The 14,628-nt window shown below is 63.7% G+C and carries 13 protein-coding genes; 8 read left to right on the top strand and 5 right to left on the bottom strand.

The window, feature by feature from the left end:
- Positions 1-10 precede the first annotated feature (10 nt).
- Positions 11-172, bottom strand: a complete 162-nt coding sequence (locus AKG11_RS34440) for a hypothetical protein (RefSeq protein ID WP_156334072.1) — start codon at positions 170-172, stop codon at positions 11-13.
- A gap of 27 nt (positions 173-199) precedes the next feature.
- On the opposite strand from AKG11_RS34440, the gene gndA reads away from it, so the two are divergent.
- Positions 200-1,630, top strand: coding sequence for an NADP-dependent phosphogluconate dehydrogenase (gene gndA / locus AKG11_RS06035; RefSeq protein WP_050743382.1), 1,431 nt, complete (start codon positions 200-202; stop codon positions 1,628-1,630).
- A 74-nt stretch (positions 1,631-1,704) separates the two neighbouring features.
- Here the strand turns inward: gndA and AKG11_RS06030 are convergent, their stop codons facing one another.
- The gene (locus AKG11_RS06030; protein ID WP_050743381.1) at positions 1,705-2,958 is read right to left on the bottom strand and encodes an MFS transporter; all 1,254 of its coding nucleotides are present in this window, start codon (positions 2,956-2,958) and stop codon (positions 1,705-1,707) included.
- 127 nt (positions 2,959-3,085) lie between these two features.
- The gene (locus tag AKG11_RS06025; RefSeq protein WP_050743264.1) at positions 3,086-4,129 is read right to left on the bottom strand and encodes a LacI family transcriptional regulator; all 1,044 of its coding nucleotides are present in this window, start codon (positions 4,127-4,129) and stop codon (positions 3,086-3,088) included.
- Positions 4,130-4,550: 421 nt separating this feature from the next.
- Here AKG11_RS06025 and AKG11_RS06020 point away from each other — a divergent pair, with 421 nt between their 5' ends.
- The 7 genes from AKG11_RS06020 to mgrA all read left to right on the top strand — a co-directional run bounded on the left by AKG11_RS06020 (position 4,551) and on the right by mgrA (position 12,040).
- Positions 4,551-5,786, top strand: coding sequence for an ABC transporter substrate-binding protein (locus tag AKG11_RS06020; RefSeq protein WP_037408037.1), 1,236 nt, complete (start codon positions 4,551-4,553; stop codon positions 5,784-5,786).
- A 128-nt stretch (positions 5,787-5,914) separates the two neighbouring features.
- Entirely contained in the window at positions 5,915-6,817 is a 903-nt protein-coding gene (locus AKG11_RS06015; protein WP_050743263.1) for a carbohydrate ABC transporter permease, read from the top strand.
- Complete coding sequence (locus tag AKG11_RS06010; protein WP_050743262.1) at positions 6,810-7,739, top strand: carbohydrate ABC transporter permease; 930 nt, start codon at positions 6,810-6,812, stop codon at positions 7,737-7,739. The genes AKG11_RS06015 and AKG11_RS06010 overlap by 8 nt, the downstream gene beginning before the upstream one ends.
- A 3-nt stretch (positions 7,740-7,742) precedes the next feature.
- Positions 7,743-8,825, top strand: coding sequence for an ABC transporter ATP-binding protein (locus tag AKG11_RS06005; protein ID WP_050743261.1), 1,083 nt, complete (start codon positions 7,743-7,745; stop codon positions 8,823-8,825).
- Between the two features lie 63 nt (positions 8,826-8,888).
- Positions 8,889-9,650, top strand: a complete 762-nt coding sequence (locus AKG11_RS06000) for a sugar phosphate isomerase/epimerase family protein (RefSeq protein ID WP_050743380.1) — start codon at positions 8,889-8,891, stop codon at positions 9,648-9,650.
- A 12-nt stretch (positions 9,651-9,662) separates the two neighbouring features.
- Positions 9,663-10,796, top strand: coding sequence for a Gfo/Idh/MocA family protein (locus AKG11_RS05995; protein ID WP_050743260.1), 1,134 nt, complete (start codon positions 9,663-9,665; stop codon positions 10,794-10,796).
- Between the two features lie 212 nt (positions 10,797-11,008).
- Entirely contained in the window at positions 11,009-12,040 is a 1,032-nt protein-coding gene (gene mgrA, locus AKG11_RS05990) for an L-glyceraldehyde 3-phosphate reductase (protein WP_023515516.1), read from the top strand.
- 46 nt (positions 12,041-12,086) lie between these two features.
- Here mgrA and zigA read toward each other — a convergent pair whose 3' ends face one another.
- Together zigA and znuA are read right to left on the bottom strand one after the other, a co-directional pair.
- A complete protein-coding gene (gene zigA / locus AKG11_RS05985) occupies positions 12,087-13,292 on the bottom strand; it encodes a zinc metallochaperone GTPase ZigA (RefSeq protein WP_050743259.1) in 1,206 nt (401 codons plus the stop codon).
- Positions 13,293-13,534: 242 nt separating this feature from the next.
- Positions 13,535-14,551, bottom strand: coding sequence for a zinc ABC transporter substrate-binding protein ZnuA (gene znuA / locus AKG11_RS05980; protein WP_050743258.1), 1,017 nt, complete (start codon positions 14,549-14,551; stop codon positions 13,535-13,537).
- Positions 14,552-14,628: the final 77 nt, after the last annotated feature.

Genomic DNA, 14,628 nt, shown 5'->3' with positions numbered 1-14,628 from the left:
GGCGGGTGAATTATGGGATCTGAATCGCCATGCAGATGGCGGTGAAAATCCCGCCAAAGGCAAACAATCCCTTGTCGTAAATCGATTTGAATGCCAAAACACCACCGCTGGAGCAGAGCTCCTCACTCTCTTTCTGCGCGGCGTTTCCGGCATGGGTCTGGAAGTATCCCACGCCGCGCCATCCTACGGAGGTATGAACGTGGCACAGGCGGAAATCGGTCTCATCGGTCTCGGCGTGATGGGGTCCAACCTTGCGCTCAATATTGCTGAAAAAGGCAACAAGATCGCAGTCTTCAATCGCACGGTGGCGCGCACGAAGGAGTTCTACGAGGAAGCTGGCGACCTCAAGGGGCAGATCGTCCCTTGCGAGACGATCGAGGAATTCGTTGCCGCCATCCGCCCGCCACGGCCGATCATCATCATGATCCAGGCCGGTGCCGCGGTTGACCAGCAGATGGATCTGCTGCGTCCCTATCTCGAACAGAACGACATCATGATCGATGCCGGCAACGCGAACTTCCGCGACACGATGCGCCGCTTCGATGCGCTGAAGGACAGCGGCCTTACCTTCATCGGCATGGGCGTTTCCGGTGGCGAAGAAGGCGCGCGTCACGGCCCCTCCATCATGGTCGGCGGCACGGAAGAGTCGTGGAAGCGCGTCGAGAAGGTGCTGACCTCGATCGCCGCCACGTACAAGGACGAGCCCTGCGTCGCCTGGCTCGGCGAGAACGGCGCCGGTCACTTCGTCAAGACCATCCACAACGGCATCGAGTATGCCGACATGCAGATGATCGCCGAGATCTACGGCATCCTGCGCGACGGCCTGAAGATGAGCGCGTCGGAAATCAGCGCCGTCTTCGGCGAATGGAACAAGGGCCGCCTCGAATCCTATCTGATCGAGATCACCGAGACGGTTCTTGCCGCCAAGGACCCGATCGGCGGTGGACCGATGGTCGACATGATCCTCGACAAGGCCGGCCAGAAGGGTACGGGAAAATGGTCCGCCATCGAGGCGCAGAACATGGGCGTGCCGGCCACCGGCATCGAGGCCGCCGTCGCCGCCCGCTCGATCTCCTCGTTCAAGACGGAGCGCGAAGCCGCTGAAAGGATCCTCGGCCTGCCGGACGTGCCGGCACTCGCCGTGGCCGACAAGGCCGCCTTCATCAAGGACCTCGAAAGCGCGTTGCTGGCTGGCAAGATCGGTGCCTATGCGCAGGGCTTTGCCGTGATGTCCGCCGCCTCGAAGGAATATGGCTGGAACCTGCCGATGCCGACCATCGCCAAGATCTGGCGTGCCGGCTGCATCATCCGTTCGCAGTTCCTCGACGAGATCACCAGCGCCTTTACCAAGGCGCCGGATGCGGCGAACCTCATCGTCACACCGGCCTTTGCGGCCATGGTCAAGGAAACCGACGGGGCGCTGCGCCGCGTCGTCTCCACTGCCGCGCTGCACGGCCTGCCGGTCCCTGCGCTCGCCTCTGCGCTCGGTTATTTCGACAGCTACCGCCGCGCGCGCGGCACGGCCAACGTCATCCAGGCCCAGCGCGACTTCTTCGGCGCCCATGGCTTCGACCGCGTCGACGGTGCCGACAGCCATCACGGTCCGTGGGGTTCCGGCCTCAACGCCTGAGATCCGGCGACACGATGAGAAAAGGCCCGGTCGCAAGACCGGGCCTTTTCGTTTGCGGGTGTCTTGCGGCTGTGTCAGGCATAGACGCCGCGAAGATGCGGGCCGATGGCGCCGTCCGACAGGGCTGCGAGTGCAGGTTTCGCCGAGGCCTTGGGCGGGGGCATTCTCGCGCCGATCGCAAACAGGATGGCACTGGCCACCGAGAAGCCCGCGAAAAGAAGGAACATGCCGGGGCCGCCGAAGGCGCCGAGCATGAGGCCGCCGAAGGTCGGGCCGACGAAATTGCCGAGGGTCGAGAACGAGTGGGCGCCGAAATAGCTGCCCCTGTTGCGGTCGTTCGAGATGCCGTCGACCAGCATGTATTCCGACGGGACGACCAGGATTTCGCCGATGGTGAAAACGACCATCGAGATGGCAAGACCCCAGAGGCCGGCGGAGAAGAGGAAGCCGAGCTCGCCGGCAAGGAACAGCAGGCAGCCGACGATGAGGGCATTGAGTGCGCCGGCGCGTTCGATGAAGCGGCGGGCGAACGGGTTTCCGATCAGGACGACCGCGCCGTTGATGGAGACGATGTAGGCAAAGATCTCCACGCCACCGGGTATGCTGCCGGAAAGATAGGGGGCGAGCGTGGCCGACCATTGGCCGTATACGGCGATCAGCAGAGTGCCACCGCCGACGAAGAAGGCAAGGCGCGGATCGCGGGCCGCGGTCTTGATGCTCTGAAGCACCGACAGTCTCGGTGCGGAAGCCTGCTCCACCGCGCTGCGGTGCAGCGGCACGGCCAGCAGGTAGAGGGCAAGCGCGAACATCGCATAGACGGCGCCGGCGATGATGAAGAGCGTCATGGACGCGGCGCCCGCCGCAATGCCGATCAGCGGGCCGACGGCAAAGCCGAAGTTGATCGCCATGTAGCGCCAGGAGAAATATTTGAGACGCAGCGGTTCGGGGCACACGTCGCTCATCAGCGCGCGGGAAACCGGTTCGTTGATCGCAACCGCGACGGCCGCGACGACCTGGGCGATGCAGAAGGCGAGCACCGTCTCGGCGATCCCCATGCCGACCATGGCCAGGGCCATGGACAGCAGCGTAAGCGTCAGCACGGCCTTGCGGCCCACCTTGTCCGACAGCGAACCCGCAAAGGGGGCGGCGACCGCGCCGACGAGCGGACCGATGCCCAGCAACATGCCGATCATCGCCGGTCCGAGGCCGAAGGTCTGCTGCAGCTTGATGGCGAGGAACGAGAGCGTCATCGCCCTTGCGATGTTGACAAGGCCGGCGCCCGCGATGAGGAACAGCACATAGTTCAGTCGTTGTTTCTCGTCGGCCATCATCGCTCCTTGCCCGCCTGCCGTGATGATTCACGCGACCGCTCTGCGGTGCCGTAAAAACGAGCGATCCGCAACGGCCAGAAATGACCACAGCGGGGCTCCGGCCAGCCGGGGCAGGGGGCGTGTGTCAGGTGTCGTCCGTCGGGATCGGATAGCTGAGGGTCTGCAGGTCTTCCGGCGCCGCTCCCTCGATGCGGCCGATGACGGCCTTGGCAAGCTCGCGGCCGGCAAGGCGGATGTCCTCGCGCATGGTCACGACCTCGGGCCGCAGCCATTGCAGGAACATGTGCGGCTCCTTCGACACCATGTCGATGTCCTCGCCGAGTTTGCGGCCGTTGGCCTCCAGCGCGGCGATCAGTGCCACCGCGCCGCCGCCGCTGCCCGAGACGATGCCGTCGGGCCCGTCCGGTGCGCTGAACAGCGCTTCCGCGGCCCTGCGGATATCGACGAGATTGTTGTCGAGGTTCACCTGATTGAAGGGCAGCGCCATCGCGCCGAAATCGCGAATGCCCTTTTCGAACCCTGCCCGCATATGCAGGTAGAAGGTGAGGTAGGGTGGCGGCTGCAGCAGGATGAGCCGTTTGCGGCCGCGCTCGACGAGCTTGCGGACCGCCTCGTAGGCAAAACGCTCGTTGTCGAAATCGTGGTAGGGATGGGTGAGATCCATTTCCGTGCGCCCGTGCGTGGCGAAGGGAAAGTTACGCTCCATCATCAGTGCGACGCGCGGGTCCTTCGGTTCGGTGCGCGAGATGATCACACCGTCGGCCGCGCCCGTTTCTAGCACGTAGCGCACCGGATCCAGCGCATTGCCCTGCGCCCTGTAGGGTGTCACCACGAGATGGTACTGGGTCGTCGCGAGGACTTCCGAAATGCCGATGACCATGGGGCTTGTCAGGCCCATGATCTCTTCCTCCAGGCTGAGGATCAGGCTGATGACATTCGTCTTGCCGGTTCTCAGACGCACGCCGGCGCGGTTTGGCTGGTAGCCGATCTGGCGCGCGACGAGGCGCACGCGCTCCTTCGTCTCCGCACCGATATCGGGCGCGTCCTTCAGCGCCCGCGAAACCGTGGTGATGCCGAGGCCCGTCATGAAGGCGATCGTCTTCAGCGTCGGCCGCTCGCCCGGTTGTGGAAGCGCTCCGGCCGGGCCCTCGCTCTTCGTCTTGTCCATCCCCAGCCTGCCACCTCTACGCCCTTGGACCGGTTATACATTTTTTACCTTGGCCCGCCACTCCCTCGCGACGGGTTGCCTCAAGCTGTAACGATACAGGTTCTTTGTCGAGCAAAAAATACACCGTTGGTGGCCCAGGTAAGTCGGAGGGTTCGTTTTGCACCGCAAAGCCATAAAGTATGCGCTTGCGAAATTTTCCGTATGCACCAGTTTTCAAATGTTCGTTTTTTTGTAATACAAACAATTATTTGATCTCATTCTGCGTGGTTTCCGTTGCGACCCTTCTCGCCAGAAATACGGTATTCTCTGGTCGGTAAATTTGCGCGGGGAGGAAAAGCCGCTTTTGTCTTTCACTCCTGTTGCGTGATGAAAACGATTAGGCTACGTTTTTACTGCAACGTTTCAGTGAGGGAGGAGACTCATGAAAATGCGCTTTATGGCTGCTGCGCTGGCAGCGACCGCGGTCCTGCCGTTTGCCGTCGCCAACGCGACCGATCTGGAGGTGACCCATTGGTGGACGTCGGGCGGGGAGGCTGCGGCGGTCGCGGAATTTGCAAAGGCCTTCGATGCGACGGGCAACAAATGGGTCGATGGCGCGATTGCAGGTGCCGGCGGCACGGCGCGCCCGATCATGGTCAGCCGCATCACCGGCGGCGACCCGATGGGGGCGACCCAGTTCAATCACGGGCGCCAGGCGGAGGAGCTGATCGAGGCCGGCCTCCTGCGCGACCTCACGGATGTGGCGACGCGCGAGAACTGGAAGGAGATCGTCAAGCCCGCCAGCCTGCTCGACAGCTGCACGGTCGACGGCAAGGTCTATTGCGCGCCGGTCAACATCCATTCCTGGCAATGGCTGTGGCTGTCGAACGCCGCCTTCGAGACGGCGGGCGTGCCTGTTCCGAAGAACTGGGACGAGTTCGTTGCCGCCGCGCCCGCGCTGGAAAAGGCCGGCATCGTTCCGCTCGCCCTCGGCGGCCAGCCCTGGCAGGCGGCCGGTGCCTTCGACGTGCTGATGGTGGCGATCGCCGGCAAGGACACGTTCAACGCGGTGTTCAAGGACAAGGACGCCGAGGTGGCGGCCGGTCCTGACATGGCAAAGGTCTTCAAGGCGGCCGAGGATGCGCGGCGCATGTCCAAGGGCACGAATGTGCAGGACTGGAACCAGGCGACCAATATGGTGATAACGGGCAAGGCCGGCGGCCAGATCATGGGCGACTGGGCGCAGGGCGAGTTCGCGCTCGCCGGCAAGGTGGCCGGCAAGGATTATACCTGCCTTCCAGGCCTCGGCGTGAACGAGGTCATCTCGACCGGCGGCGATGCTTTCTATTTCCCGGTTCTGGCGGATGCGGAGAAGTCCAAGGCGCAGGAAGTGCTGGCCTCCACGCTGCTCTCCCCGGTCACCCAGGTGGCGTTCAACCTCAAGAAAGGCTCGCTTCCCGTTCGGGGCGACGTCGATCTTGCGGCGGCGAACGACTGCATGAAGAAGGGCCTCGACATCCTCGCCAAGGGCAATGTGATCGAGGGCACAGACCAGCTTCTGACGGCCGACAGCCAGAAGCAGAAGGAGGACCTCTTCTCCGAATTCTTCGCCAATCCCGCGATGACGCCGGAAGACGCGCAGAAGCGGTTCACCGACATCATCGCTTCGGCGGACTGATCGGGTGGGCAATTCCGGCGGGTCTGCCTCCGGAATTGCGGGTGAATGCATCGGCCGGTGGCTTGCCGCTGGCCGATGGCGCCCCTCGCGGGGCACATCCCTGATCGAGACCAAGGAGGAAGTGACCCATGACGGGCCAGGCACACACCGGTCGTCCCCGTAAACTGCTGCGCAATCTCAGTTCCAAGATTGCCTCCATTCCCATGATGCTCACCGCTGTCGTCATCTTTCTCGGCGGCACGATCTGGACGGTCGTCTATTCGTTCACCAATTCGAAGCTGCTGCCACGGGCGAAGTTCGTCGGCCTCGACCAGTACGAGCGCCTGTGGGATGCGCCGCGCTGGATCGTCTCGATCCAGAATCTCGCGATCTACGGCGCGCTGACACTGGTCTTCAGCCTCGTCATGGGGTTCGTGCTGGCGGCGCTGATGGACCAGAAGATCCGCTTCGAAAACACGTTTCGCACGATCTTCCTCTTTCCCTTCGCGCTGTCCTTCATTGTCACCGGCCTCGTGTGGCAGTGGATCCTCAATCCGGAATTCGGCGTGCAATCCGTCGTGCGTTCGCTCGGCTGGGAAAGCTTTGCCTTCGATCCGCTCTACGATGCGCAGATCGTCATCTATGGCGTGCTGATTGCCGGCCTCTGGCAGGGCACGGGGCTTGTCATGTGCCTGCTGCTTGCGGGGCTTCGCGGCATTGACGAGGACATCTGGAAGGCGGCACGCGTCGACGGTATCCCGATGTGGAAGACCTATCTCTTCATCGTCATCCCGATGATGCGCCCCGTCTTCATCACCACTCTCGTCATCATCGCCAGCGGCATCGTCAAGGTCTATGACCTCGTGGTGGCGCAGACGAGCGGCGGGCCGGGTATCGCCTCGGAGGTGCCGGCGAAATACGTCTACGACTACATGTTCCAGGCCCAAAATCTCGGGCAGGGCTTTGCCGCCTCCACCATGATGCTCGTCACGGTCGCCATCATCATCATCCCCTGGGCCTACCTCGAATTCGGAGGGCGCAAGCGTGTCTGACAGCGTCATTCTTTCCGCTCCCGCAGCCGCTGCCAAAGCCGGTGCGGAGCCCTGGGGCGCCAAGCCTCGCCGTGCCCTTTCCGGCCGCAACATCATGCTCTACGGCACGCTCTTCGTCGCCGCGCTCTACTATCTGCTGCCGCTCTACGTCATGATCGTCACCTCGCTGAAGGGCATGCCGGAAATCCGCCTCGGCAACATCTTTTCGCCGCCGCTGGAAATCACCTTCGAACCCTGGGCGAAGGCCTGGGCCAGCGCCTGCACCGGCCTCAACTGTGATGGCCTGTCTCGCGGCTTCTGGAATTCCGTGCGCATCACCGTGCCCTCGACGCTGATCTCCATCCTCGTCGCCTCGGTCAACGGCTATGCGCTCGCCAACTGGAAGTTCAGAGGCGCGGACGTCTTCTTCACCATCCTCATCGTCGGGGCCTTCATTCCGTATCAGGTGATGATCTATCCGATCGTCATCGTGCTGCGCGAAATGGGGATCTACGGCACGCTGACCGGCCTCGTCCTGGTACACACCATCTTCGGCATGCCGATCCTTACACTGCTCTTCCGAAACTATTTTTCCGCGCTTCCGGAGGAACTGTTCAAGGCGGCGCGCATCGACGGGGCAGGGTTCTGGCAGATTTACCTGCGCATCATGCTGCCCATCTCGCTGCCGATCTTCGTCGTCGCGATGATCCTGCAGATCACCGGGATCTGGAACGACTTCCTCTTCGGTGTCGTCTTCACCCGGCCGGAGGTCTACCCGATGACCGTGCAGCTCAACAACATCGTCAACTCCGTGCAGGGGGTGAAGGAATACAACGTCAACATGGCCGCGACGCTGCTGACAGGCGCGGTTCCGCTCATCGTCTATTTCGTGTCGGGGCGTCTCTTCGTCCGCGGCATCGCCGCCGGCGCCGTGAAGGGTTAAGCCATGCAGAACTCCGTATCGATCAAGGACCTTTCGCTCAACTTCGGCGCGGTCAACGTGCTGGAAAACCTCAATCTCGACATCGGCGACGGCGAATTCCTGGTGCTTCTCGGTTCGTCCGGCTGCGGGAAATCGACCCTGCTCAACTGCATCGCCGGCCTTCTGGAGCCGACCGGCGGGCAGGTCTTCATCAAGAACAAGAACGTCACCTGGGAGGAGCCGAAGGACCGCGGCATCGGCATGGTGTTCCAGTCCTACGCGCTCTACCCGCAGATGACGGTGGAGAAAAACCTCTCCTTCGGTCTGCAGGTCGCCAAGGTGCCGAAGCCGGAGATCGACAAGCGCATCGCCCGCGCCGCCGAAATCCTGCAGATCGGCCCGCTCCTCAAGCGCAAGCCCTCGGAACTCTCCGGTGGCCAGCGTCAACGCGTGGCGATCGGCCGGGCGCTGGTGCGCGATGTCGACGTCTTCCTGTTCGACGAGCCGCTCTCCAATCTCGATGCGAAACTGCGCTCGGAACTGCGTGTGGAAATCAAGCGGCTGCACCAGTCGCTGAAGAACACGATGGTCTACGTCACCCACGACCAGATCGAGGCGCTGACGCTCGCCGACCGCATCGCCATCATGAAGAGCGGTGTCATCCAGCAGCTCGCCGATCCCAACACGATCTACAATGCGCCGAAAAACATGTTCGTCGCCGGCTTCATCGGCTCCCCGTCGATGAATTTTTTGCGCGGCGAGATTGCAGCGCGGGACGGCAGACCGGTCTTCGCGACCAATGGCGTCGATTTCGCGCTCGACGGCTATCGCGCGTTGGACCTGCTCCAGCCCGGCCGGAACGTCGTGCTCGGCGTGCGGCCGGAACATGTCGCGGTCAATGCCGAGGGCATCGAGACCCACAAGGCGACCGTCGACATCGAAGAGCCGATGGGGGCCGACAACCTGCTCTGGCTCAGACATGCCGGTCATACCCTTTCCGTCCGCGTCGGTGGGGCGCGGCGCTTTGCGCCGGGAACCGCCGTCACGCTCGCCTTCGACATGGGGCTCGCCTCGCTGTTTGATGCGCAGACGGAGGAGCGGATCTAGGGCCGGCACGGCTTGCCTCCCTTCAAGCCGGTTTTCCACTTTCAGCAAGACGAGGATTTCTTGATGCAGACAGTCAGTTTCCAGCTTTACAGCGCCCGTGACTTCCAGCCTTTTTCGGCGGTTTTCCGCATCCTTGCCGAGGCAGGCTACAAGCAGGTGGAGGGGTATGGCGCCCTCTATGCCGCGCTCGACGATGCGGCGATCCTTGCGGTGAAGGCCGATCTCGATGCGAACGGTCTCACCATGCCGACCGCCCATTTTAGCCTCGATATGCTTGAGAGCGAGCCGGAACGCGTGCTTGCCATCTGCCGCACGCTCGGCATCGTCGCTGTCTACTGCCCCTATCTCCTGCCGGAGGACCGTCCGACGGATGCTGCCGGCTGGCGCGCCTTCGGCGAGCGCCTGCAGAAGGCCGGCGAGCCAATCTGCAAGGACGGTCTCACCTTCGGCTGGCACAATCATGACTTCGAGTTCTTCACGCTGTCCGACGGCGCCGTGCCGCTGGATCACCTCTTTGCCGGTGGTCCAGACCTCGCCTGGGAGGCGGATATCGCCTGGATCATCCGTGGCGGTGCGGATCCCTTCGCCTGGATCAGAGAATACGGCGATCGCATCACCGCCGTGCACGTCAAGGACATCGCGCCCAAAGGCGAGAATGCCGACGAGGACGGCTGGGCGGATGTCGGCCACGGCATCGTGCCCTGGGCGGATCTGGCCAAGGCGCTCGCCGGCTCGCCCGTGCGGCATTTCATCGTCGAACACGACAACCCCAAGGATATCGCACGGCTCGCCATGCGTTCGATCGCGACCATCAAGGCATTTTAAGGACTGACCGCCATGAGCAAGGAATACGGAGTCGGCATCATCGGCTGCGGCAACATTTCGAGTGCCTATTTCAGGCTGATCCCGACGTTCAGGAACCTGAGGCTCGTCGCCTGCGCCGACATCAACCCTGCCGCATCCAGAGCGCGTTCGGAGGCGTTCGGCGTGGAAGCGCAGGAGATCGAGGCGCTGCTCGCCAACCCTTCCGTCGATGTCGTCGTCAACCTGACGGTGCCGGAGGCACACTACCCGGTCTCGAAAAGGGCGTTGGAGGCCGGAAAGCACGTCTATTCCGAAAAACCGTTCGTGCTGACGCTGGAGCAGGGCGAGGATCTCCGTCGCATCGCCGATGCCAGGGGGCTGAAGGTCGGTTCGGCGCCGGATACCTATCTTGGCGGCGCGCACCAGTTCGTGCGCCATCTCATCGACAGCGGCAGGGTCGGCAAGATCATGTCCGGCACCGCGCATGTGCTAGGGCCGGGCATGGAGAGCTGGCATCCGAACCCGGACTTCTTCTTCGCGCCGGGCGGCGGGCCGGTCCTCGATATGGGGCCTTACTACGTCAACAACCTCGTCAATCTCGTCGGGCCGGTGCGGCGCGTCGTGGCGCTCGCAAACCGGGCGCATGAGGCGCGCACCATCGGCAACGGTCCCCGTCTCGGCGAGAAGGTGCCGGTGGCCGTCGCGACGAACATCCATGCCATCCTCGACTTCGTCAGCGGCGCGCAGGTCTCGCTGATGGCGAGCTGGGACGTCTGGGCGCATCGCCACCAGAACATGGAACTCTACGGCACCGAAGGCGCCGTCTTCGTGCCTGATCCGAATTTCTTCGGCGGCACGGTGGAGGTCGCCGGCACGGACCGCGAGCCTGTCGCGGTGGAGGTTTGGGATCACCCGCTGACGGCGCAGAACTACCAGTTCGACTGGGGCCTGCAGGCGAACTACCGCGGCATCGGCCTTGCCGACATGATGGAGGCGGTGACGACCGGCCGCGACTATCGCTGCTCGCTCGACCGCTCGCTGCACACGATCGACGTCCTAACCGCGATCCTGCGCTCGGCCGGGGAGGGCAGGGCGGTGGATATCGTGACGACCTGCACGCAGCCTGCGGCGTTGGGCATCGAGGAGGCGCGGGCACTTTTGCGGTAATATTGTCCGCGGCCGCCCCTCATCCGGCCTGCCGGCCACCTTCTCCCCGCAAGCGGGGCGAAGGGGACATGCCGCACCGTTCTCCCCAGCCAATACCCGTTCGTGGGGCAAGTCCTCTCTCTCCGCTTGCGGGGAGAGGGGGAAAAGCCTCTTGTCGCGATGCGCAGGAGAGCGGTATTGAGACTCGCCACGAACGAACGAAGGAATTTATCATGGCCTGGCAGCCTGCGGAAAACCGTTACGACACGATGACCTACAACCGGCTGGGACGGACCGGCCTGAAGCTGCCGGCGATCTCGCTCGGGCTCTGGCACAATTTCGGCGACGACACGCCGCATGACCGTAAAGTCGATATGTGCCGCACTGCCTTCGACCTCGGCATTACCCATTTCGACCTCGCCAACAATTACGGCCCGCCACCCGGCACGGCCGAAATCGCCTTCGGCGAGATCCTGCGCACGGATTTCGCCCATCTGCGCGACGAGCTGATCATTTCCTCGAAGGCCGGTTACGACATGTGGCCGGGTCCCTATGGCGAGTGGGGCAGCCGCAAGTACCTGATCGCCTCCTGCGACCAGAGCCTGAAGCGCATGGGTCTCGACTATGTCGACATCTTCTATTCCCACCGCTTCGATCCGGAGACGCCGCTCGAAGAAACCTGCGGCGCACTCGACCATATCGTGCGCTCCGGCCGCGCGCTCTATGTCGGCATCTCCTCTTACAATTCGCAGCGCACCCGCGAGGCGGCGGCGATCCTGAAGGACCTCGGCACGCCCTGCATCATCCACCAGCCGAGCTATTCCATGCTCAACCGCTGGATCGAGACGGATGGCCTCGTCGATACGCTGGACGAACTCGGCATCGGTTCCATCGTCTTTTCGCCGCTGGCGCAGGGCATGCTGACCGCGAAATATCTCGGGGGCATTCCGGGTGACAGCCGCGCGGCGCTGAACCACTTCCTCAAGACGGACTTCATCCGCCCCGAGATCATCGACAATGTCCGCAAGCTGAACGAGATCGCCGAGCGGCGCGGCCAGACGTTGGCCCAGATGGCGATCGCCTGGGTGCTGCGCGGCGGACGTATCACCTCCGCGCTGATCGGCGCCAGCCGCTCCGCGCAGATCGTCGACTGCGTCAAGGCACTGGAAAAGCCGGACTTTACCGCGGAAGAACTGGCTGCGATCGACACCTACAGCCAGGGTGCGGACATCAACCTCTGGAAGAAGTCCGCCGAACTCGACTGACGGGATGGCTCGCCCGGCCGCAAGGCCGGGCGAGCACCTCATCCGCTTATCCCGCCTTGCGGGCCCAGAGCGGGAAGGGGTCCGGCAGGTTTGCCCAGCGGGCGGGCTCGAATGTTTCCGCCTCGACAAGACAGGCGTCCAGCCGGCGGCGGAGCGCGGCTTCATCCATCGGGTCCGCGCCGATGAAGACGAGCTCCTGCCGCCGGTCGCCCCAGACGGGATCCGAGGCGCTGGCAATGGCCTCCACTGCCGCCGGATCCTGCGGCCAGTGCTGGCGCGGCACGGCGGCCCACCAGAGACCGAGCCGGCCGCTCCGGACCAGCGCGCCCGCCTGGCTCAGCTCGCCGACATGGTGCGGCCGGGTGGCAAGCCAGAAGAAGCCCTTGGCGCGGACGACGCCGGGCCAGGTCTCGCCGAGGAAGGCCTTGAAGCGGGCCGGATGGAAGGGTTTCTTCGCACGGTAGACGAAGGAGCGGATGCCGTATTCTTCGGTCTCCGGCACATGGTCCCTGAAGCCGTGCAGTTCCTTGAACCAGAGCGGGTGTTCGCTCGCCTTCTCGAAATCGAAGCGGCCGGTGCCGAGGATGTCGGCAAGCTCGACGCGGCCGAAATCCGTTTCGACGATGCGGGCGGAGCTGTTGAGGCTGCCGACGATCTGGCGTGCCGCGCGAAGGTCGTCGGGGCTCGCCGCGCCGGTCTTGTTGAGCACGATGACATCGGAAAATTCGATCTGTTCGACGAGCAGTTCCACCAGCGTGCGCGTGTCGCCTTCGCCCGCCGTTTCGCCGCGATCGGCGAGAAAGTCCTCGGACGCATAGTCCTTCAGCAGGTTGGCGGCATCGACGACCGTCACCATCGTGTCCAGCCGGGCGACATCCGACAGGCTCAGGCCGTTCTCGTCGCGGAAATCGAAGGTGGTGGCGACGGGCAGCGGCTCGGAAATGCCGCTCGATTCGATCAGCAGGTAGTCGAAGCGGTTCATCTCCGCCAGCCGGCGGACCTCGGCGAGGAGGTCGTCGCGCAGCGTGCAGCAGATGCAGCCGTTCGTCATCTCGACGAGCTGTTCGTCGGTGCGCGAAAGGTCGGCCCCGCCGTCGCGGATGAGGGCGGCGTCGATGTTGACCTCGCTCATGTCGTTGACGATGACCGCGACACGCAGGCCGCTGCGGTTGTTCAGAACATGGTTGAGCAGCGTCGTCTTGCCGGCGCCGAGGAAGCCGGAGAGGACGGTGACGGGAAGGCGGTTGTCCATGGGCGATTGCCTCTTAATGTTATACTATTACATTTTTGGGGCCGAAAAAGGCGGGATGCTCCCGCCTCGTTCGTGTGTTCATCCTATCGACCGGTTCGCACCGCATTTCCGGGCTTGCCCCGGCTATCCGGCCGGCATGCCCGGTCTTGGATGCCCGGATCAGGCCCGCGCATGACGGAGGAAGGTGAGCGTGCCGTGCTCACCGGTCGGGGAGCGGATCACGGGTCCATTCCGGGTCGCACTCAGCCTTTCTGACCGAGGCAATCGCGCAGCGAGGTCGCAATGCTCCGCATCAGGGTGAAGTAGAGGTCCGCGCCGGGCTCCAGCGTGGCGGCTTCCGGGTCGAGCGTTCCGGATTTCGCGTCGGTGCCTTCGATGACGACGTTCACCAGCTTGGGTTCGAACTGCGGCTCGGCGAAGACGCAGGTTGCGCCGAGCGTCTTCACCTTCTCGCGGATTTCCGTGAGGCGGGCGGCGCCGGGCATGGTTTCCGGGCTGACGGTGATGGAGCCGGCGGTGGCCACGCCGTAATGGTGCTCGAAATACTGGTAGGCGTCGTGGAAGACGATGAAGGGCTTGTCCTTCACGGGGGCGACGGTTTCTGCGATCTCCTTGTCGAGTGCGCCGAGCTTCTCGGTGAGCGCCGCAAGGTTCGCCTGATAGGCGGCGGCATGGTCGGGATCCTTTTCCGACAGGACACGGGCGGCTTCGGCGGCGATGGCGCGGGCATTGTCCGGGCTCAGCCAGAGATGCATGTCGAAGGCGCCGTGTTCATGCCCTTCGTGCCCGGCTTCCCCGGCATGGCCGCCGTCTGCCTCCTTGCCGTGGTCGTGGCCTTCCTCGCCATGGGCGTGATCGTGTCCGTCCTCGCCCTCATGGTCATGTGCTTCGAACGGGCCACCTTCGCGGAAGGGCAGCTTTTCGAGGCCGGGCGCATCCTCCAGTTCCACGACGGTCGCCTTGCCGCCGAGCGCTTCAAGCGGCTTTTCGAGGAAGGCTTCGAGGCCGTGCCCCACCCAGAAGACCACGTCCGCATCCTGCAGGGCGGCCGCATTGGACGGCTTCAAGGCATAGGTATGCGGCGAGGCGCCGCCCTCGACGATCAAGGCCGGCTCGCCGACGCCCTGCATGATCGCGGTGACGAGCGAATGGATCGGCTTGATCGACACGACCACGTCAGGCGTCTCGGCCCGCGCGGCGATGGTGCCGGCGGAAAAAAGCGCTGTGGTGAGGAGGAGGGTGCGAACGGCCTTTTGCATGGGGATCTCCGTCTTGAATTGCAATGTAATGTTATTACATCAATTGCGTTATGCTATAACGTGTGCCATACCCTGAC

Origin of the sequence: Shinella sp. SUS2 (assembly GCF_001262505.1) — a bacterium.
GTDB lineage: Bacteria > Pseudomonadota > Alphaproteobacteria > Rhizobiales > Rhizobiaceae > Shinella.
Note: the sequence above shows the minus strand (reverse complement) of the source record. Positions and strands in the feature narration are given on the sequence as shown.

Coding starts and splice junctions, on each gene's coding strand:
- AKG11_RS06030 (WP_050743381.1), bottom strand. CDS start 2,958: ATGGCCGACGAGAAACAACGACTGAACTATGTGCTGTTCCTCATCGCG.
- AKG11_RS06025 (WP_050743264.1), bottom strand. CDS start 4,129: ATGGACAAGACGAAGAGCGAGGGCCCGGCCGGAGCGCTTCCACAACCG.
- AKG11_RS06020 (WP_037408037.1), top strand. CDS start 4,551: ATGAAAATGCGCTTTATGGCTGCTGCGCTGGCAGCGACCGCGGTCCTG.
- AKG11_RS06015 (WP_050743263.1), top strand. CDS start 5,915: ATGACGGGCCAGGCACACACCGGTCGTCCCCGTAAACTGCTGCGCAAT.
- AKG11_RS06005 (WP_050743261.1), top strand. CDS start 7,743: ATGCAGAACTCCGTATCGATCAAGGACCTTTCGCTCAACTTCGGCGCG.
- AKG11_RS06000 (WP_050743380.1), top strand. CDS start 8,889: ATGCAGACAGTCAGTTTCCAGCTTTACAGCGCCCGTGACTTCCAGCCT.
- AKG11_RS05995 (WP_050743260.1), top strand. CDS start 9,663: ATGAGCAAGGAATACGGAGTCGGCATCATCGGCTGCGGCAACATTTCG.
- mgrA (WP_023515516.1), top strand. CDS start 11,009: ATGGCCTGGCAGCCTGCGGAAAACCGTTACGACACGATGACCTACAAC.
- zigA (WP_050743259.1), bottom strand. CDS start 13,292: ATGGACAACCGCCTTCCCGTCACCGTCCTCTCCGGCTTCCTCGGCGCC.
- znuA (WP_050743258.1), bottom strand. CDS start 14,551: ATGCAAAAGGCCGTTCGCACCCTCCTCCTCACCACAGCGCTTTTTTCC.